Raw genomic sequence first — 18185 nt, 5'->3', positions numbered from 1 at the left:
AGGGTTCCCCCGTTTGACGGGGATGATAATCTCTTGGAGAATGCCGCGACACAGAAAATCCCGCGAAACAATTCTGCTGGCTGGAGTAGGGGGCGAACGTCGGTCTTTTTGCCCTGAGCGGTCGAAACGGCGCTAAAATGTCAAATATTGACATTAAGGTAGGGGTGCGGGATAGTTTCCGTAGTAGCGACTGCGTCATTCCTGAAGTCGGAATCGGGTAAGGATAAAATGATGCAGCGGTAATGTAAGGACGCGCATTTATGGCCAGCAGCCTGCATGTAAGTTTGCCCGACGAAATGCGCGCGTTCGTGGATATGCGCGCCGACGGTAAAAACCAGTACACGACACCAAGCGAATATGTGCGCGCCCTCATCCGCGAGGATATGGCACGCGAGGAAGACCGCCGTTATGCCATCCGCTCACTGCTGCGGGCAGAGGAAGAATTCCGGCGTGGCGATATGCTGCCTCTTTCGGCTCTTGATGCGATTGACACGGAACTCGCCGAAGAACTGCGCTAGTGGCTCCACGCATTTTCATTCTACCGACCGCTCTGGACAATTACCGGCTGGCAGTGCGCGAGACGGCGCGGACATGGTCCCGGGAACAGGCGAAAATTTATGGACGCCTGCTTCGGGAAGGCTTCAATGCCATCCCTGATGCCTATGCTCGTGTGAAGACGAAAAAGGATGAGCGGGTCGAAAATTCGCTGTTCCGGCTCCATAAGATCGAGCATCACTACGCCGTCTATATTGTCGTTGATGACGCGACCTTCGTGGTGGCAGCCGTTTTGCACGAGCGTATGAATATTCCTGCGCAGCTCAAGGTGATCGAGCGATTGACCGACCAGGAAAATGAAACCCTGATGGGATATCCTCGGCCGCGGAGCTGATGCTACCGCGTAAATGCCATATTGCCGTCCGGCCTCACGACGCATCGGTCAATTTTGCAAATACGCTGTGATAGATGCTTTCGTAGCGTTCCTGCTCCTGCGGTTTCAGGCGTCCACCCCGCACAAGCCGGCCGGCCCTGACGAAGTCATTGCTTTCGATGCTGGCGATGTAGCTCTTCTGCCGGTCCATGATCCAGGCAAGCGCGATGCGCGCCGCGACTTCCGGCTTCTTTGCGTCTTCCGGAACGTCCAGCAAGCTTGGGAAGCCGAGCCTGCTGGCCATTGCCGTATAATTCTGCCGGCCGGTGATGCCGACATATCCGCGTCCCCTGAATTTGACGCCATCGCCGGGCTGGGTGTTGCCGAGCCCGTCACTGCCCTCGTAACGTTCTCCGGCCGCAGCGGGCTCTTCGTAGGCGTTGAAGGACGGGGTCTCGATTGCCAGGGTCGCCAGGATGATCGCCACAAGCCTTGGATCGGATACCTTGAATTCCTTCAGGGCGTTCTGCAGGTAGACAAAATCCTCATCCAGCCGCGGTTTGGCATTTTCCGCGAAATAGGGATAGAGAAACTTGGCCGTCACCTTCTGGCTGAGAACGATGACAGCCTGGCCGTCGAGATTTTCCGCGCTGGCCGTTTCGACCGGAGCCCCTTGCGGGTCTGTGCTGCTCTTCTCCAGTACCGCCGCCACCTGGATGTCCGCGACCGACTTTGCCGCCTCCTTCTGCGAAAGCGTTTGATAGACGGTCAGAATGAGCCCACGCAATTCGACGATCTTTGCGTCGTCGTTGTTGGCGAATGCGACGTTCAGCTCGGAGCGAAGACTTTCTGCCTCGAGCTTGAGGCTGACGATCTCCCGTTCCGTATCCTCGCGGATCGACATCGCCTTTTGCCGCTCCGCCAGGTTCTTTTCCACTTGCGCAATATAGGTGGCTGCGACCTCCGCGCGCTTTTTCGCCCAGGGCTGCAGGGGATGCCCCTTCAGCTCGCTGAGGGCATCATAGACGAGGGCGCGATCCTGTACGTCGGTGTCCGCCGCCAGCAGGATATCAAGGTAGACCTTGGACAGGTCGCTGCGTTCCTTGATTGCTGCAAGCTCGAGGTTCTGGATCGCTTCCTGCTTTGCCGTCTGCTCCTTGTAGTATCCGTCGACCCATGTCGTGCCTGCCTGCCCGGTGGCGATGACCGCGGCGGCCAGGGCGGCCCATTTTCCCAATCCATCGGCGTCCATGGCTTGCCCCGTCACAGCGTGTAGCTGATGGCTGCGTAATATTTCAGCGCGTAGCTTGCGATCAGTTGAGCCTTGTCTTTTCCATTGATGATCTTCCGTGCGTCTTGCCAATTGGCCGATTGCGCCGAAAAATAATCGGAGAGCGATTTGCCCGTGAAGGTTCCCTTGATCATGCCGGTGATAAGGATTTCCGAGGCGGTCGCGAGACCCAGGGCAAGCTCAGGCTTGCCAACGAGGTCGATGTTCAGCCGTTTCGACCAGTCGGTATAGTTGCGGCGTCCGGTCAGCTGAACAAAACCACGGCCGCAATATTTGACGCCGTCGCCAGGAACGGTGTTGCCCAGCATGCGCGCAACGGCCGGCCGGTTCCCCTGGATATCGTAATTGTTGTGAAAATACTTGTCGCCGCCCCATTCCTTGATCGGCTGAAAGACGCGGCCGGTTTCATGGTGTGCCGTCGCCAGGATGTAGGCAAGGTAGCGGTCGTCGTCGGCAGCGTATTTGTCGTTCCAGACTTTCAGGATGGCATTCAGCCCTTCGACCTGCTTGGCCGAGATCCTGCCGTCAAACAGGTTCAAGCGGATATAGTCGAAGAAAAATTTACTGTTTAATTTACCGGCCATTTTCGCCTCCCCACAATAAATTCAAGTGTTCAAGAGCGTTCGTGCCGACGCATTTTCGGCATGAACAAGCAGCGTCGCCTTTGAAAAAGGCAACGTGTCAACTGAAGGTGATGAGATATCGACGGTCGTTACTTAGTGAAATCAAATGGTTACAAATAACATTTGCCGCTCCGGCAAGTGTTGTATTAACAATTCCTGCAATTAGAGATTATTAAACAACAACCAGCGCATATTGGCAATATTCTTTCATGCGGACCGCGAAAGATTCGGAAATGCATGCAGCATGTCGTCGCCGGTGGGGCGGGCCTTCAGTCCAAAGCGGTGAAGGGAGGCGTGTAGCCCGGAGGGGCATGACATCATTGCCCGCCCGCAGTTGCGCGGCGGTGCAGGCCGAAGAGGAGGAGCGTTGCTGCCGCGGTGGATCATCACCCGCGGCGCAATGTCAGCCGCGCAGCTTGGCAATCACCAGATGACCGGCGATCGGCTCGCCTTCTTCCTTGCGCACGGTGATGTCGGCGAGTTCAAGGACGTCGAAGCCGATGGCGTTCAGGCGTTCGCGGACATAGGCCTCGCTATGGGCGAAACGCTGGTGCGGGCCGACCATGAAGGGGCGGCCGGCGAAGGTTTCCGCCGGTAATGTTTCGCTTGAGAAGATGAACAGGCCGCCGGCATTCATGTTTTCGGCGGCGCCGAAGAACAGCGCTTCCAGTGCGCCGAGATAGGGCAGCACATCGGTGGCGGTGATGAGATCGAAGGGCTCGTCGTCGTTGTCCTCGAGGAAATCGACGACTTCGGCAACGTAGAGCGTTTCGTAGACGTCCTTTTCATGGGCGATCTCGACCATGTTTTCCGACAGGTCGATGCCGGTGATATCGTCCGACATGTCGCGCAAGGCGCCGCCGGTCAGGCCTGTGCCGCAGCCGAGATCGAGCACGCGGGCGAAGGGGCCGAGCTTGAGCGCCTGCAGGCGCTGGCGCACCAGCATCGGCACGTGATAGTCGAGCTGCTCGACAAGTACATCCTCGAAGACATCGGCATGCTGGTCGAAGAGGGTGGCGACATAGGCGTCGGGCGCCTTGTCGGGCGTTTCGCCGCGTCCCATCGAGGCGATGCGGACAGCGGCGCCGCCGTGATCGTCCGGATCGATCGCCAGGACTTCTTCATAGGCCTTGACCGCCGCCTCGACGTCACCGGATTTCTCCAGCGCGAGCGCGCGATTGTAGGCTTCGGCGAGGGCTTCTTCATCGATCTTCTGCATGGCGGCGTCTTTACGGCGCGGACAGGCGTTTGGCAATGTAAAAACCCGCATATGCGGGCGTTTGCGGCCGGAAAACGTTTGGCACGGCTGAAATCGGGACGTGACGGGCAAGGCCGGGGCGAAAAGCCGGACCGGTAAAACAGGCGGGCTGATGGCAAGTGCAGGATTTCTTGATTGTGATCTCTGCCCGCTGCTGGTTTTATCGCGCCTTCATTGACACGAGGAGACGACGATGACGGATCAGAAGGTTGCAATCATCACGGCGGGCGGGTCCGGCATGGGGGCCGTTTCGGCGCGCCGGCTGGCGGCGGAAGGATATCGCGTTGCGATCCTGTCCTCCTCCGGCAAGGGTGAGGCACTGGCGCAGGAGCTCGGCGGCATCGGTGTCACCGGTTCCAACCAGTCGAACGACGATCTGAAGCGGCTGGTGGATGCGGCCTACGGCAAATGGGGCAGGGTGGATGCGCTGGTCAATTCCGCCGGCCATGGGCCGCGTGCCGCAGTGCTCGATCTGACGGACGATGACTGGCACAAGGGGATGGACGTCTATTTCCTCAATGTGGTGCGCCCGACCCGGCTGGTGACGCCGATCATGCTGGAGCAGAAATCCGGCAGCATCGTCAATATCTCCACCTACGCGACCTTCGAGCCGGATCCGCTGTTTCCGACATCGGGCGTCTTCCGCTCGGGCCTTGCCGCCTTCACCAAGCTGTTTGCCGACAAATATGCCGGCGACAATATCCGCATGAACAATGTCCTGCCGGGCTTTATCGACAGCCTGCCGGCGACCGAGGAACGGCGGTTGCGCATCCCGATGGGCCGCTATGGCACATCGGAGGAGGTGGCCGAACTGGTGGCGCTGCTGGCGACCGATCGCGGCGGATATATTACCGGCCAGAACATCCGCATTGACGGCGGCATCACCCGGTCGGTGTAAATTGTTGAGCTCCAGGGCGAGAGGTCAGTTGATGATGAACTCGCCCTTGAGCGCCCGCCAGTCGGAAGCCGAGATCAGCTTGCGGTGAACGTAGCGCACCGAATGCAGGGGGCCTTCGAGCGTTTCCTGCCAGAATTTCAGAAAACTCTTCATTTCCGGAAAATCGGGAGCAAGGTCGTAGTGCTGCCAGATATAGGTCTGCAGGAAGCTCGGATGATCGGGCATGCGATAGAGGATCTGGGCCGTCGTCAGGCCGTAACCCTTGAGCTGCAGTTCCAGTTCGTGTGTCATGTCGGACCTCATTTTGCTGAATGATGGTCCCTGCTATTGAAGCACCCGATTGGTTAACCGGCTATGAATATTTTGAGCGTGTCGAAAAAATAGTGTTTAAAAACAAGCAATTGGCAGCATGTCGTGTCGAGTGCTGCCAGCTGTCCTCCGATTCAGCGCTTCAGGTGGCGGGTCAGGCGCGTTTCGAACCAGGCCCAGAGGTTGCGCAGCAGCTCGACCATGATGAGATAGAGAACGGCCGCCCAGAGATACATCTGGAAATCGTAGGTGCGCGAAAAGGCCCGGCGCGTTTCGCCCATCAGGTCGAACACGGTGACGATGGCGACGATGGCCGAACCCTTGATCATCAGGATGATCTCGTTGCCGTAGGGCCGCAGCGCCACGATCATCGCCTGCGGCAGGATGATCTTGAAGAAGGCGATCCGCTTGGGGAGACCCAGAGCCGCAGCGCCCTCATGCTGGCCGCGCGGCACGCTCTCGATGGCGCCGCGCAGGATTTCGGCCTGGTAGGCTGCGGTGTTGAGCGTGAAGGTCAGCAGGGCACAGAACCAGGCGTCCTTGAAGAACGACCAGAGGCCGACGGCTTCCAGGTAGGGGCGGAAGCTGCCGAGCCCGTAATAGACGAGGAAGAGCTGGGTGATCAGCGGCGTGCCGCGGAAGAAATAGACGTAGACATAGGCGATCCAGGACAGCACCTTGTTCTTGGTCATCCGGCCATAGGCGATCGGCAGGGACAGGATGCCGCCGAGAACGATCGAGATGGCGACGAGCGTGACGGTAACCCTGAGCCCCGAAAGGAAGCTTGGACCGTATTTGGCGAATTTCTCGACGCTCCAGGAATCGACGATGAACAGGAAAATGCCGACGGACGCGGCGAGCCAGACGCCGAGCAGGGCACGGCCGAGCAGACGGGAGAATGTATAGCGCTTCAGTGCTTCCGGCGGTGGCGGCAGGGCGGGCAGCATGGCTTGCGCGTGGCTCATCGGGCGACCTCCGACCGTTTGGTCCAGCGCTCGAGCGCGGAAAATACCAGGGAAGATACCATCGAGAGAATCAGGAACAGCAGGCAGGCGATCGAGAAGAATTCGAAGGCGTGTTTGGTGACGCGCGCGGCGACGCCGGTCTGGCGCAGGATATCCGGCAGGCCGATCACCGAGACCAGCGCCGTATCCTTCAACAGCGCCATCCAGAGATTGCCGAGACCGGGCAGGGCGATGCGCACCAGCTGCGGCAGGATGATCAGCCGCATGGTCTTGCCACGGTGAAAGCCGAGCGCGTCGCCGGCCTCGTACTGGCCGCGCGGAATGGCCTTGAAGGCCGATAGAAGAACCTCCGAACAATAGGCGGAGAAGACGACGCCGAGCGCGATCATGCCGGCCAGGAAGGCGTTGATCTCGACAGGTCCCTCATAACCGATGGCCGCCATCGCCTGCTGGGCGACGATCTGCAGGCCGTAATAGACGATGAACAGCGTCAGCAGTTCGGGCAGCCCGCGGAAAATGGTCGTGTAGATGTTGGTGGCAAGCCGCAGCGATTTTTCTTCGGACTGCTTGGCCAGCGCGATGAAGAAGCCGACGAAAAGCCCGATGGGCAGGGTGCAGATCGCCAGGCTGGCGGTGATCTGGAAACCATAGGCGATCTCGTCTCCCCAGCCATTGTCGCCGCATGACAGGAGCGATTCCTGCGACAGAAGCCGGAACACGCCGACCGGTCCGCACATCGGATCGACGATCCCGGCGAACCACGAGACAATGGAAGAGAGGGCAGCAAAAGCAGCCTGCATACGTCAGATTTCCCCGGTACGGCCTTGTGGCGCGCTTATTGTTATTGTCTTGGTGGTGTCCGTTGTCAGGCAAAAATGGCGGAAGGGCAAGCCTCCCGCCATCGCATTTCAGCAATCGGCCAAGGATTAATCGCCGTAGACGTCGAAGTCGAAGTACTTGTCGTTGATTTCCTTGTACTTGCCATTGGCGCGGATCGCGGTGATGGCAGCGTTGAACTTGTCCTTCAATGCCGTATCGCCCTTGCGCAGGGCAATGCCGGCGCCGATGCCGTTGATCTCGGGATCGGGCTTCAGGGCCTTGAGAAGCTTGCAGCAGGCACCATCAGCGGTCTTCAGCCAGGAGGACAGGACGACGACGTCGTCGATGACGGCATCGACACGGCCATTGGCAACGTCAAGCTTGTACTCGTCCGGGGTCGGATAGAGCTTCAGCTCGGATTCCTTGAAGAAGGCTTCGGCATAGTTGGAGTGAGTCGTCGACGACTGCGCGCCCAGCGTCTTGCCGGCGAGGCCTGCCTCCGTTGCTTCGGTGATCGGCGAATCCTTGGGAACGACGATGGCCGGGCCGGTATTGTAGTATTTGTTGGTGAAGTCGACCTTTTCCAGGCGCTCCGGCGTGATCGACATCGATGCGATGATGGCATCGAACTTCTTGGCGACCAGCGCCGGAATCATCCCGTCCCAATCCTGGGTGACGAAGGTGCATTCGGCCTTCATCTCGACGCAGAGCGCCTTGGCGATATCGACGTCGAAGCCGGTCAGCGTGCCGTCGGCCTCAAGGTTGTTGAAGGGCGGGTAGGCGCCTTCCGTGCCGATGACGATCTTTTCGCCGTCGGCCATGGCGGAGCCGGCCATCAGCGCGAAAACGGCAGCCGAAGCGGCCATGGCGAAACGTCTTGAAATACGCATGTTGATCCTCTCTGTTGGGCGGTGCCCGGTTTTTTCTTGTTCGCAGGCACCGACATCCCGGCCGTCGTTGCGGCCGGGCATCAGCGATATTCCTACGCTTTACTTGAAAAAATCAACAGAAAACCACGGTTATCTTCATGAAAAGTCGGCACATCGTCATGCGCCGGGCTGGCTTCTCGATGTTGCCGGCCTATCTCCCGCCGGGATGAACGAGGTATTCATCCTGAGTTAATGCAGGGTTCGCTAATCCTCGCTGGCTGATTTGAACCGGTACGCCTTTTTTTTACCGCTTGATCTGTCCAAAGGTGAAGGACGAGGAAAGCCGGGACGTCCTACCGGTTGCAAACAACGAAACAGGACCTCTGAAGGAGGAAATACATGAGCATTCGATCCAAACTTTTCGCGACCGTGGCGTTTCCGATGCTGTCGGTCTCGATCGCCATCCAGCCGGCGCTGGCCGACAGCTTGATGAAGCCGTTCGAAGTCGCGCAGGACAATGGCGTCTCTCAGGCGGACGGCGGCGAGCAGGTGCCGGAGGATCAGCTGCGCAAGAAGCGCAAGCAGCACGCCGAACAATCCGGAGAGCAGCCGGCCCAGGACGAGCAGCCAAGCCGCGCCGAGCGCCGCAAGCAGCGACAGGACGCCGAGCAGCAGCAGGAACAGCCGCAGCGGGAGGCCCAGCCGGCTCAGGACGAACAGCCGAGCCGCGCCGAGCGCAAGAAGCGCCAGCAGGCCGAGCAGCAGCAGGATCAGGCCCAGCCGTCTGGTGACGATGGGGCTGCGAAGGCTGCCGAGGACAAGGCCAAGGCTCGCGCCGAGCGCAGGAAGCAGCAGCAGGCCGAACAGCAGCAGCAAGATCAGGCCCAGCCGTCTGCCGATGACGGGGCCGCAAAGGCTGCCGAGGACAAGGCCAGGGCCCGCGCCGAGCGCAGGAAGCAGCAGCAGGCCGAACAGCAGCAGCAGGATCAGGCCCAGCCGTCTGGTGATGACGGGGCCGCGAAGGCTGCCGAGGACAAGGCCAAGGCCCGCGCCGAGCGCAAGAAACAGCAGCAGGCGGAGCAACAGCAGCAGGATCAGGCCCAGCCATCCGCCGACGATGACGCAGCGAAGGCCGCTGATGAGAAGGCGAAGGCGCGCGCCGAGCGCAAGAAGAAGCAGCAGGCGGAGCAACAGCAGCAGGATCAGGCTCAGCCGTCTACCGATGATGAGGCAGCAAAGACCGCCGACGAGAAGGCCAAGGCGCGCGCCGAGCGCAAGAAGCGCCAGGATGCCGCGCAGCAGCAGGACGAAGCACAGCCCGGTACGGAAGCCCAGCCTGGCACGGACGATGAGGCCGCGCAGAAGGCTGCCGAGGAACGCCGGCGTATTCGTGCCGAGCAGAAGGCGAATGGCCAGGCCGGGCAGCAGGATCCGGTGGCCGGGGACGACCTGCGTCCTGCGATCGACGGCGACGGCCAGGCGGCCGAGGGGCGCAAGCGGCCTGATCGCCGCAAGCCGATCCCCGATGTCGTCGACACGCGCACCGAGGCGGAAAAGCAGAAAATCGCCCGCGATCCGTCGAAAACCGATGAGACTGTGGTGCTTCCGGTCGACAACGGCGCGGCTGTTCTCGACAGCGACAAGGATGCCGACAATGCCGACAGCCAATCGCGCGAAAAGCGCCGCCAGCAGCGCGAACGGGCGCGCGCCGACGATCAGAATGTCGAAGTACCGAAGAGCGATGCCGAAGCCCAGTCGCGCCGCAAGGACCGCCGTCCGAGCCGGGATGAGCTGAACGCAGCGATCCGGGAAGACGGGCGCCGGGTCGACCGGGCGCCGGAATTCGGTGTCAACGACCTGATCGATGCCTTTACCGGCAACGACCGCCGCCGGCCGCGAATCGACGAGACGCGCGACAACCGCACGGTTCTCGATTTCGGCGACCAGATCATCGTTCGTGGCGACGACCGTCCGCGCCTGCGCCGCAACGCCCAGGAGACCTATTACGAAGAGCTGTCGCGTGGACGCTCGCGCGAAACGATCGAGCGGCCGAACGGTGTGCGGATCGTGACGATCTACAATCGTTACGGCGACATCGTGCAGCGTTCGCGGATCGACCGGGACGGGCGCGAATATCTGATGATCTATGCGCCGGAAGCCGGCGAAGGTCCGCGTCCGCCAAGCTTTGACGCCGGTGATGATCTGCCGCCGATGCGCCTGCGTGTGCCGGTTCGCGATTACATCATCGATACGTCGAGCGAGCCGGACCGGGATTACTATGACTTTCTGGCCGAACCGCCGGTGGAGCAGGTGGAGCGCACCTACTCGATCGACGAGGTGAGAAACTCGGCCCGTATCCGCGACAAGGTCCGCCGTATCGATCTCGATACGATCACCTTTGCGACCGGCAGTGCCGAGGTGCCGCTGTCGCAGGCCAAGACCCTGCGCAAGGTGGCCGATGCCATGCTGGAAGTGATCGAGAAGGATCCGGGCGAAACCTTCCTGATCGAGGGCCACACGGATGCCGTCGGTTCGGACGAATCGAACCTGGTGCTTTCGGACGAACGTGCCGAATCGGTCGCTTCGTTGCTGACGGAAGTCTATGACATTCCGGCGGAAAACCTGGTGACGCAGGGCTATGGCGAGCGCTTCCTCAAGGTTCGCACGCTGGCGGCCGAGCAGGAAAACCGGCGCGTGACAATTCGGCGCGTCACGCCGCTTGTCCGTCCGGTGGCCCAGAAATAGCCACAGTCCGGGCTTTGATCAACACGCCGTTGCAGACGGCCCGGTGCATGCAGCACCGGGCCGTTTTGCGTGGTATGCTTCTTCCCGCGGCCTGTGCCGCCGGACAATCTTGCGAGCCTCTTCATGAAAATCCTTCTTGCCACGCTTCTGATGACCGTTTCGGCCGGCCACGCCTCCCTTGCCGCGACCCGGCTGGTGGAGCCGCAGCTGCGGCTGCAAAAGCAGGAGAAGGGCGCACCCCCGCGTGTTGCGCTGACCTTCGATGCCTGCAGCGGCAAGACCGACGAGCGCATCCTGTCGACGCTGATCGACAACCGGATTCCCGCGACCATCTTCGTCACCGGCCGCTGGTTGAAGCGCAATGCAGCAGCGATCGCCGTGCTCAAGGCGCATCCGGATCTGTTCGAGATCGAGAACCACGGGGCGATGCATGTTCCCGCCGTCGATTTGCCGGTGTCGATCTACGGTATTGCGGCGGCAGGAAGCCCGCAGGCTGTCGAAGCGGAAGTGGCCGGTGGCGCAACCGCCATGGCCGGGCAAGGCCTGACGCCACACTGGTTTCGTGGTGCGACGGCAAAATACAGCCTGTCCTCGATCGGCCAGATCCGCCAGATGGGATTTCGCGTCGCCGGCTATTCGATCAACGGCGATGGCGGTTCGCTGCTGGCGGCACCGGCCTCGGAAAAGCGGATATCGGCTGCAAGGGACGGCGATGTGATCATCGCCCATATCAACCAGCCGACGCATGCTGCCGGTGCGGGGGTCGTCAAGGGCATCCTCGACCTGAAGGCCAAAGGCTACGCCTTCGTCCGGCTCAATGACGGGACGGAAGACGGCAGCGACGATACTGCCAACTGACGCCGATCCGTCAGTCCGGCTGTTTTGCCAGTCCGGTGGTGCGCTCGATGAAATCGGCGATCGCCATCGTGTCGTTCAGGTCGAACAGGACAAGCCCGGTGTCTTCAACCGGATGATCGGCGGCAATCGCCACGATATGCGGGTCGGTCGGGGCCAGCGGCTCGCGGTTCTGCGATTCCAGCCGCCGTGCCTCGATCTTGGGGATCGGCTCGCGCTTGTAGCCTTCGATCAGCACGAGATCGCAAGGGGCGAGGCGGGCGAGGATCTCTGCAAAGCTCGGCTCCGGTGCGCCGCGCAACTCGTGCATGATGGCGTAGCGTGTGCCGGACACGATGGTCACTTCATGGGCACCGGCCTCGCGGTGGCGAAAGCTGTCGGCGCCGACCTTGTCGATATCGAAATCATGATGGGCATGCTTGACCGTGGAGACGCGGTAGCCGCGCCGCGTCAACTCGGTGACCAGGCGCACGGCAAGGCCGGTCTTGCCGGAATTCTTCCAGCCGGCAATGCCGAAGATTTTGGGCTCCCGGGTTTTTGGCAATGTCATCTTTCAATGTCCTCGATGAGCGGCAGCCAGCGTTCGGCAGTATCGAGGTCGGCCGGCGTATTGATATTGAAGAACGGATCGATCGGGCCTTGCGGGGTGTCCGGCACGGGGAAATCGGCCTCGATCATCGGATGACGCTGGATGAAGCTACGCACCCGGCGCTTGTCGTCCGTCAGCAGCCAATGCTCGAGTTCGTCAGCGAGGGCGATCGGCCAAAGCGCGAAGACCGGGTGCAGGATGCCGCCCGATGTGGCGACGGCGATCTGGCCGGGCAGGGTGATCGCTGCCTGAAACCGGGCGACGAGATCCAGCGGGAGGAACGGCGTGTCGGTCGGAACGGTGACGACATGGCTGGCGGCCGGAAAATGCGTGGCCGCGTGGCGCAGTCCCGACAGCACGCCGGCCATCGGCCCGACATGGCCGGCAACGGTATCGGCAAAGACGGCGATGCCGGGTGCAAAATCCAGTTCGGTGGCGGTGTTGCTGTTGACGGCAAGGCCGGCTGTCTGCGGGGCGAGGCGCGCGATGACCCGCTGCAGAAGCGGCCTGCCGCCAAGCATCATCACCGCCTTGTCGCTGCCCATGCGCGAGGACCGGCCGCCGGCAAGGACGATGCCGGGTGCGGGAGGTGTCGACGGAATGGACGGTATGCTCATCGAATCTCCCCGTCTTTCGATCCGCTCATTTCGGCGAACCCGTTCATTTTGGTGAGCCCGGCTCCGATTGCTGTGCCACGGCCGTCGCCCGCCGCTTGTTTTCACGCGCGAAGGTATAGAGACCGGAGCAGACGATCACCGCGACGCCCGTCACCATCCAGATATCCGGTTGTTCGGAAAAGAACAGGATGCCGATGCCGATCGACCAGATCAGGCTGGTATAGCGGAAGGGGGCGACAATGGCGATTTCACCGTTGCGCATGGCGAGCACGATGAACTGGTAGCCGACCAGCAGCAACAGGCTGGCGGCTCCAAGGTGGCTGACGGAGACCAGCGACATCGGTTGCCAGCCGCCGAGCGGTACGACAAGTGCGGCGCCGACCAGCGTGATGACCACCGCGGTGATGGCGGAGATGAAGAGCGACGGCACGGCTGGATCGATCCGCCGGGTGCAGAGATCCCGGATCGCCGCGAAGACCACGGATGCCAGCACGCTAAGCGCTGCGCCGGTAAAGCCTTCCGGCCCGGGCCTGAGCACGATCAGCACGCCGGCGAACCCGGTGAGGATCGCCAGCCAGCGCCGCCAGCCGACCGGCTCCGACAGGAACAGCGCTGCACCGAGCGTTACAGCCAGCGGCAGAGCCTGCAGGATGGCCGAGGCATTGGCGAGCGGAATCTGGCCGAGTGCCAGGATATAGGTGATGGATGCGAAGACTTCGGCGACAATGCGAAGCGCGATGACCGGGGTGAGAATCAGACGAAACGACCGCAGTGCGCCGAAGTGGCGGGCAATCATCAGCACGAGAAGCGAGGTGAAGAAGCCGCGCACCAGCATGATCTGGCCGGCATTCATTTCGCCGGTGACGGATTTGACCAGGGCGTCGTTGCAGGTGAAGCCGGCCATGGCCAGGCACATGAAAACGGCGCCGCGGAAATTGGCGGTAGGTTGCATTCTTTTTATGGGTCCGTTCTCGCCGCCGCCCGTTTTTTTAAACCAGCCTGCGGCGGACTCGAAGGTTTGCAATGCTGATCTTGCCTATCTCTAAAGCATCGGCATTTCTTTTATGCAACTGCTATCCTTCATTTGTCACAATTCGCGGCAGAAAAGACAGAATAGCCGTTTCCTTGATCATTCCGCAGCGGTGAAATACGGTCCTGAGAAATCCGGCTGTACATCGCTAAACCACCGGATTTTTGGCGAAATATTAAGTTTCGCTGCCTAGTGTGCCGCTATTCCGCTGCCCTTCGCATGATGCGATTATGGTTGACGTAACGGTCAAGACTTTCCGTTCAGGTCAACCGGATGACTTTCCGGACGAGCGCCATGGTTGCGCACCGGTGTCGGTTCTCTTCTGCGAGAGCAGTCTGGCGGGAATGTCCGGTTTGCTCAATATCTGGAGTTCGGAATGTCCCTGATCGATCGTTCTTTGCAGCGCCTGCGCATTGTCACCAAGGTTTTGCTGTTTGTCGTGCCGCTGGTTGCCCTTATCGCCGGCATCGGCCTTGTCGGCTATTTCACCGCAAGCACGCTCAACGGCCACATGACCGTGACGCGCGAAACGATCAACAATCTCTCCGACTTTCAGGCGCTGCGCAGCGCGTTGCAAAGCTTCGTCGACCAGCCGGCCGATGAAACGCGGGCAACGCTGGCCGGGCGGATCGACGAGCAGGAAGACGGTATCCGTACGCTGAACGGCCTGCTGAGCGATGAGGTCGACAAGGCCAAGATCAGCTCGGTCGTGGCGCTGGGCGATGCGATGCGCGGGCAGCAGGAAAAGCTCTGGTCGATCAAGACCGAACGCGACGGCGTGACGGCATCGCTGGATGCGGCCCTTGCCGACATGACCGCGCAGGGCAATACGGCCTTCAAGCAGATCGACTTCCTGCGCAAGGAATCCGGCGAGAAGGAAGCCTTCGCCAAGGCGCTGCTGTTCGATGCCGCCGCCTATCAGGGCCTTGCCGAGCGCATCAAGAAATTCCGCCTGCCGGTCACCATGGCGATCGCGCCGGACGCCAAGGTCGAGCAGGCCACCAAGCTGCTGCCGCATCTGCTCAAGCAGATCACCGAGGCCGAGAAAATCGCGTCCGACAAGGTGCTGACGCGGATTGCCGACGTGAAGGCCGATACGCAGGCGGTCCAGGATATCCTGGCAAATGCCGATCCGAACGACGTCAAGAAGACGCAGCTGGGTTCGGTGCTGATCAAATTTTCGAAATATGAGGCGGACTTCGCCAAGGAAGCCGCGATCAATTCGGACACGGCGGCCAAGCGCTTCGTCGGCATGGACAGCGAGATTTCCACGCTGAAGGCGCTGATCGGCCTGATGAACGACACGTTCAAGGGGCTCGACGCCACCCGCCTGCACATCAGCGAGCTGCATCGCAGGCTGGATACCGCCAGCCGCGACAGCGTGATGAGCGATCTCGTCGCGGTGCGCGAGAGCGTGGCGAAACTGTCGGAAATGGGCGGCAAGAATGCCGCCTTGCGCGATCTCGCCGGCAAACTTGCACCGTCGCTGCAGGATATCGATACCGGTACCGCGCAACTGATCGACGTCGGTGCCCGCTGGCAGGTTGCCAAGGCGGAGGCTGCAACGCTGGTGGCAAACGCCAGCCAGACGCTGGAGAGCTTCGTCAGCAGCGCTCAGGAAGCCGGCAAGCAGGATAGCCAGCGTTCGGCCGATGTGTCGATCACCGCCATGGTGGCGGGCACGCTGCTGGCCATCATCGGCGGTCTGATGCTGATCGAAACCCTGCGCGGCCCGCTCAAGCGCGTGACCGAGACGATGACGCGGCTTGCCAATGGCGATCTCGACGTCGCCATCGAAGGCCGCAACCGCGGCGACGAGATCGGCGACATGGTGCGCTCGGTCGCCGTCTTCCGCGACAACGCGGTCGAAAATGTCCGGCTCGGACAGGAAGCCGAAGCTGCCCGCACGCTCTCGGCCGAAGAGGAGGCCCGCCGCCGTCAGGAGCGCGCCCGCATCGAGGCCGATCAGATCGAAGCGCTGACCGCACTCTCCGACGTTCTGGCAAAGCTTGCCGACGGCAATCTGGAAGAGGGCATGGCGGAAAATCTTTCCGAAGATTACATCGTCATGGCCCGCACCTACAACAATGCCGTCGAGGCGCTGCGGGCGACGCTGATCGACGTGCGGACCGTGACCGACGAAATCACCAGCGGCACCGGCAACCTGGCATCGTCGGCCGACGATCTGGCCCGCCGCACCGAGCAGCAGGCCGCAGCCCTCGAGCAGAGTTCGCGGGCCCTTGGCCAACTGACGGAAATCGTTCGCTCGACGGCTGAAAGCGCGCGCAAGACGACGGTGTCCGTCGACCAGACGCACAGCTATGCCAAGCATTCCGGCGAGGTCGTCGCCAAGGCGATCGACGCCATGGCTGCGATCAACAAATCGTCCGACAAGATCTCGACGATCATCGGCGTCATCGACGAGATTGCCTTCCAAACCAACCTTCTGGCGCTGAACGCCGGTGTCGAGGCGGCCCGCGCGGGCGATGCCGGCCGCGGCTTTGCTGTCGTAGCCCAGGAAGTCCGCGAGCTTGCCCAGCGCTGCGCCGGGGCGGCCCGCGAAATCAAGGGGCTGATTTCCGAAAGCTCGGTGCAGGTGCGCGGCGGCGTGGAGCTGGTACAGGAAACCGGCAATGCGCTTGGTGTCATCAACGAACACATCTCGACCATCCACCAGCTGGTCAGCAACATCGAATCGGCTGCCGCCGACCAGTATCGCGGCCTCAACGAGGTCAACGAGGCCGTGCGCGAGGTCGAGCTGATCACCCAGCAGAACGCGACGATGGTGGAGGAAAACACCGCCGAAATCCACGGCCTGCGCCGTCAGGTGGATATCCTCAACGAGAAGATCGAGCGCTTCAAGACCGGCACCAGCCGTTCGGTGGCGGGCGGCCGGGCGCAGCAGGGATACGGGCGAAGCTACGCGGCTTGAGGCTGGTGATCGCTTGCCTCAAGCCAATTGAACTGTGGCACGCTCGTTTGTGTGCCCATCGAAAAAAGCTGGCTCAGCTTGGACTTTTGCCAGCGGAGGTTTGCGACAGAGGTTTGGGGGGCTTTCAAGTGTCGTCGCGTTGTCGCGACATTTTTAGAGTTCCCGCAAATCTCCAGTCGCCAGAAATTCATCTTCGGTCAAATAATCAAAGAGTTCACGAGGATAGGCCGCGAGGATCGGGAACTTTTCTTTCCAATCGGCGCCATTTTTACTCAAGAGCCAATCGCATGTCTTGGCGATCGAATCTTCATACGCCGTCACCGGCTTATACCCCATAGCGGTTGCAGCATCGGTGTTGAGAGTAAATGGAGCAGGTACTGACCAAGGGGACCAGCCGACAGCAGCATTGCCCTTTTCGTCTCTACTATCAATCGGCAGTATCGTGCCGTCATAGCCCAGATGCCTGCCAATCAATGCGCCGATTTCAGCGACAGTCAGCGCAGTCGGATCGGCGATGTTGAGGATACGGGTAGCCGGGTTTTTGACAGCGGCGCCGATCAGCGCGGCAATGTTTGCCACCGCCGACGTATGGAAACGGCTTTGGCCCCGATATGCCAGAGGGATGACCTTCCGGCCGTCGAGCATGCGTTTGACGAACCAAAATTCGCGCGGATGGGTCGAATAAGGGCCGTGGATCGCGCATGGCCGCACGATGGTGACCGGCGGGCTGGCTCGATCCAAAAGGCGACGTTCGAGCGCGACCTTCCGGGTGGAGTAGGTTTCCGGGCCTGGATCAACGGTTGATTGGGATTCTATGATTGGCTCGGGAAAGTCCGGAAAACCGGTTTGCCCTGCCTCATCGAGGGTTCGGCCAGCATCGTCGCGGTAAACGCTGGATGACGATATGACGACGAATGCGCCGACATCGCGCTCGATCTCAAGCAATTGATTGGCGTGAGCTTCAGTATAAGCGATCATGTCGATAACGACATCCGCGCCATTTGCCAGTACCTTCGCCAGAACCCCCGGCTCCTCGCGATCCACAACCGCAACCGTCGCCCCTCGCGAAACAAGGGAACCATGACTGGGTCGCGTGCCGCGGCTGGACAATGTGACACGCCAACCCTGGTCCAGAAACTGAGTAGCAACGGCGTGGCCTATCTGACCTGTGCCGCCAATGATGAAGGCATGACCGACCACAGAAAATCCTTCGCTCACGACCGTAAATGTCAAAATTAAGCCTACGCTTTGCGTCCGAATTTTCTACTATCGCAGAATCGGTTTTCCGAGACAAAATGCGCGACAGCCGTTGAAATATCTTCCGCGCGGCATGATTGTCGTCAACATGGCATGGCAGCTCGATGGCATCCGCCAAACGAACTTCACCCGCCCGTAACGCTCATATGCCTTGCGACTGCCGGTTTGTTGCGGGTGCGGTCGATGATGAAATCGTGGCCCTTGGGCTTGCGGGTGATCGCCTCGTCGATGACGGTGGACAGATAGGCGTCGTCTTCGGA

Annotated in this window: 18 protein-coding genes and 1 pseudogene; 7 read left to right on the top strand and 12 right to left on the bottom strand. The window is 60.9% G+C overall.

Annotated elements, in window-relative coordinates; translation table 11 throughout:
- Positions 1 to 260: 260 nt before the first annotated feature.
- Positions 261 to 518 (top strand): ribbon-helix-helix domain-containing protein, encoded by a 258-nt coding sequence (locus ADU59_RS18845; protein ID WP_068955697.1) that lies wholly within the window; start codon positions 261 to 263, stop codon positions 516 to 518.
- Positions 518 to 889: a type II toxin-antitoxin system RelE/ParE family toxin gene (locus ADU59_RS18840; RefSeq protein ID WP_068955696.1), complete on the top strand. Its 372-nt coding sequence runs from the start codon at positions 518 to 520 to the stop codon at positions 887 to 889. Before ADU59_RS18845 ends, ADU59_RS18840 begins: the two co-directional genes overlap by 1 nt.
- A gap of 34 nt (positions 890 to 923) precedes the next feature.
- On the opposite strand, the gene ADU59_RS18835 is transcribed toward ADU59_RS18840, so the two are convergent.
- The 3 genes from ADU59_RS18835 to ADU59_RS18825 form a co-directional block, all read right to left on the bottom strand.
- Positions 924 to 2120, bottom strand: a complete 1197-nt coding sequence (locus tag ADU59_RS18835; protein WP_068955695.1) for a hypothetical protein — start codon at positions 2118 to 2120, stop codon at positions 924 to 926.
- An 11-nt stretch (positions 2121 to 2131) separates the two neighbouring features.
- Positions 2132 to 2743, bottom strand: coding sequence for a hypothetical protein (locus ADU59_RS18830; protein WP_068955694.1), 612 nt, complete (start codon positions 2741 to 2743; stop codon positions 2132 to 2134).
- 442 nt (positions 2744 to 3185) lie between these two features.
- Positions 3186 to 4001, bottom strand: coding sequence for a class I SAM-dependent methyltransferase (locus ADU59_RS18825; RefSeq protein WP_068955693.1), 816 nt, complete (start codon positions 3999 to 4001; stop codon positions 3186 to 3188).
- A 232-nt stretch (positions 4002 to 4233) separates the two neighbouring features.
- Here ADU59_RS18825 and ADU59_RS18820 point away from each other — a divergent pair, with 232 nt between their 5' ends.
- Positions 4234 to 4938, top strand: coding sequence for an SDR family oxidoreductase (locus ADU59_RS18820; RefSeq protein WP_068955692.1), 705 nt, complete (start codon positions 4234 to 4236; stop codon positions 4936 to 4938).
- Between the two features lie 24 nt (positions 4939 to 4962).
- Here the strand turns inward: ADU59_RS18820 and ADU59_RS18815 are convergent, their stop codons facing one another.
- The 4 genes from ADU59_RS18815 to ADU59_RS18800 all read right to left on the bottom strand — a co-directional run bounded on the left by ADU59_RS18815 (position 4963) and on the right by ADU59_RS18800 (position 7921).
- Positions 4963 to 5229, bottom strand: coding sequence for an usg protein (locus tag ADU59_RS18815; RefSeq protein WP_068955691.1), 267 nt, complete (start codon positions 5227 to 5229; stop codon positions 4963 to 4965).
- A gap of 152 nt (positions 5230 to 5381) precedes the next feature.
- Positions 5382 to 6212, bottom strand: coding sequence for an ABC transporter permease (locus ADU59_RS18810; RefSeq protein WP_068955690.1), 831 nt, complete (start codon positions 6210 to 6212; stop codon positions 5382 to 5384).
- Positions 6209 to 7012 carry an ABC transporter permease gene (locus tag ADU59_RS18805; RefSeq protein ID WP_068955689.1) on the bottom strand — a complete coding sequence of 268 codons (804 nt, stop codon included), beginning with the start codon at positions 7010 to 7012 and terminating at the stop codon, positions 6209 to 6211. Before ADU59_RS18805 ends, ADU59_RS18810 begins: the two co-directional genes overlap by 4 nt.
- A 126-nt stretch (positions 7013 to 7138) precedes the next feature.
- The gene (locus ADU59_RS18800; RefSeq protein ID WP_068955910.1) at positions 7139 to 7921 is read right to left on the bottom strand and encodes an ABC transporter substrate-binding protein; all 783 of its coding nucleotides are present in this window, start codon (positions 7919 to 7921) and stop codon (positions 7139 to 7141) included.
- Here ADU59_RS18800 and ADU59_RS30320 point away from each other — a divergent pair.
- From ADU59_RS30320 to ADU59_RS18790, 3 genes are all read left to right on the top strand, one after another.
- Entirely contained in the window at positions 7896 to 8153 is a 258-nt protein-coding gene (locus tag ADU59_RS30320; protein WP_139093195.1) for a hypothetical protein, read from the top strand. The genes ADU59_RS18800 and ADU59_RS30320 overlap by 26 nt on opposite strands.
- Before the next feature lie 146 nt (positions 8154 to 8299).
- Positions 8300 to 10645 carry an OmpA family protein gene (locus tag ADU59_RS18795; protein ID WP_068955688.1) on the top strand — a complete coding sequence of 782 codons (2346 nt, stop codon included), beginning with the start codon at positions 8300 to 8302 and terminating at the stop codon, positions 10643 to 10645.
- A 123-nt stretch (positions 10646 to 10768) separates the two neighbouring features.
- On the top strand, positions 10769 to 11503 hold the full coding sequence (locus ADU59_RS18790; protein ID WP_068955687.1) for a polysaccharide deacetylase family protein: 735 nt from the start codon (positions 10769 to 10771) through the stop codon (positions 11501 to 11503).
- A 10-nt stretch (positions 11504 to 11513) separates the two neighbouring features.
- On the opposite strand, the gene mobB is transcribed toward ADU59_RS18790, so the two are convergent.
- From mobB to ADU59_RS18775, 3 genes are read right to left on the bottom strand one after another with little or no spacing between them, the layout of a single operon-like run.
- Entirely contained in the window at positions 11514 to 12050 is a 537-nt protein-coding gene (mobB, locus tag ADU59_RS18785) for a molybdopterin-guanine dinucleotide biosynthesis protein B (protein WP_068955686.1), read from the bottom strand.
- On the bottom strand, positions 12047 to 12706 hold the full coding sequence (mobA, locus tag ADU59_RS18780) for a molybdenum cofactor guanylyltransferase MobA (RefSeq protein ID WP_068955685.1): 660 nt from the start codon (positions 12704 to 12706) through the stop codon (positions 12047 to 12049). Before mobA ends, mobB begins: the two co-directional genes overlap by 4 nt.
- 43 nt (positions 12707 to 12749) lie before the next feature.
- The gene (locus ADU59_RS18775) at positions 12750 to 13658 is read right to left on the bottom strand and encodes a DMT family transporter (RefSeq protein WP_068955684.1); all 909 of its coding nucleotides are present in this window, start codon (positions 13656 to 13658) and stop codon (positions 12750 to 12752) included.
- A gap of 454 nt (positions 13659 to 14112) precedes the next feature.
- On the opposite strand from ADU59_RS18775, the gene ADU59_RS18770 reads away from it, so the two are divergent.
- Positions 14113 to 16668: a methyl-accepting chemotaxis protein gene (locus tag ADU59_RS18770; protein ID WP_068955683.1), complete on the top strand. Its 2556-nt coding sequence runs from the start codon at positions 14113 to 14115 to the stop codon at positions 16666 to 16668.
- Between the two features lie 153 nt (positions 16669 to 16821).
- Here ADU59_RS18770 and ADU59_RS18765 read toward each other — a convergent pair whose 3' ends face one another.
- Together ADU59_RS18765 and ADU59_RS29690 are read right to left on the bottom strand one after the other, a co-directional pair.
- Positions 16822 to 17886, bottom strand: coding sequence for an NAD-dependent epimerase/dehydratase family protein (locus ADU59_RS18765; protein WP_158515737.1), 1065 nt, complete (start codon positions 17884 to 17886; stop codon positions 16822 to 16824).
- Positions 17887 to 18050: 164 nt separating this feature from the next.
- Positions 18051 to 18185, bottom strand: a pseudogene (locus ADU59_RS29690) (GTP 3',8-cyclase MoaA); the annotation flags it as partial.

The sequence above is a fragment of the Pararhizobium polonicum genome, assembly GCF_001687365.1.
GTDB lineage: Bacteria > Pseudomonadota > Alphaproteobacteria > Rhizobiales > Rhizobiaceae > Pararhizobium > Pararhizobium polonicum.
This window is presented reverse-complemented; position numbering and strand designations above follow the sequence as displayed.

What these genes read in the sequence shown, in the direction of transcription:
- mobB (WP_068955686.1), bottom strand. Translation starts at nt 12,050, where the DNA reads ATGACATTGCCAAAAACCCGGGAGCCCAAAATCTTCGGCATTGCCGGC.
- ADU59_RS18805 (WP_068955689.1), bottom strand. Translation starts at nt 7,012, where the DNA reads ATGCAGGCTGCTTTTGCTGCCCTCTCTTCCATTGTCTCGTGGTTCGCC.
- ADU59_RS30320 (WP_139093195.1), top strand. Translation starts at nt 7,896, where the DNA reads ATGGCGAAACGTCTTGAAATACGCATGTTGATCCTCTCTGTTGGGCGG.
- mobA (WP_068955685.1), bottom strand. Translation starts at nt 12,706, where the DNA reads ATGAGCATACCGTCCATTCCGTCGACACCTCCCGCACCCGGCATCGTC.
- ADU59_RS18810 (WP_068955690.1), bottom strand. Translation starts at nt 6,212, where the DNA reads ATGAGCCACGCGCAAGCCATGCTGCCCGCCCTGCCGCCACCGCCGGAA.
- ADU59_RS18790 (WP_068955687.1), top strand. Translation starts at nt 10,769, where the DNA reads ATGAAAATCCTTCTTGCCACGCTTCTGATGACCGTTTCGGCCGGCCAC.
- ADU59_RS18825 (WP_068955693.1), bottom strand. Translation starts at nt 4,001, where the DNA reads ATGCAGAAGATCGATGAAGAAGCCCTCGCCGAAGCCTACAATCGCGCG.
- ADU59_RS18775 (WP_068955684.1), bottom strand. Translation starts at nt 13,658, where the DNA reads ATGCAACCTACCGCCAATTTCCGCGGCGCCGTTTTCATGTGCCTGGCC.
- ADU59_RS18800 (WP_068955910.1), bottom strand. Translation starts at nt 7,921, where the DNA reads ATGCGTATTTCAAGACGTTTCGCCATGGCCGCTTCGGCTGCCGTTTTC.
- ADU59_RS18835 (WP_068955695.1), bottom strand. Translation starts at nt 2,120, where the DNA reads ATGGACGCCGATGGATTGGGAAAATGGGCCGCCCTGGCCGCCGCGGTC.
- ADU59_RS18820 (WP_068955692.1), top strand. Translation starts at nt 4,234, where the DNA reads ATGACGGATCAGAAGGTTGCAATCATCACGGCGGGCGGGTCCGGCATG.
- ADU59_RS18845 (WP_068955697.1), top strand. Translation starts at nt 261, where the DNA reads ATGGCCAGCAGCCTGCATGTAAGTTTGCCCGACGAAATGCGCGCGTTC.
- ADU59_RS18795 (WP_068955688.1), top strand. Translation starts at nt 8,300, where the DNA reads ATGAGCATTCGATCCAAACTTTTCGCGACCGTGGCGTTTCCGATGCTG.
- ADU59_RS18830 (WP_068955694.1), bottom strand. Translation starts at nt 2,743, where the DNA reads ATGGCCGGTAAATTAAACAGTAAATTTTTCTTCGACTATATCCGCTTG.
- ADU59_RS18815 (WP_068955691.1), bottom strand. Translation starts at nt 5,229, where the DNA reads ATGACACACGAACTGGAACTGCAGCTCAAGGGTTACGGCCTGACGACG.
- ADU59_RS18770 (WP_068955683.1), top strand. Translation starts at nt 14,113, where the DNA reads ATGTCCCTGATCGATCGTTCTTTGCAGCGCCTGCGCATTGTCACCAAG.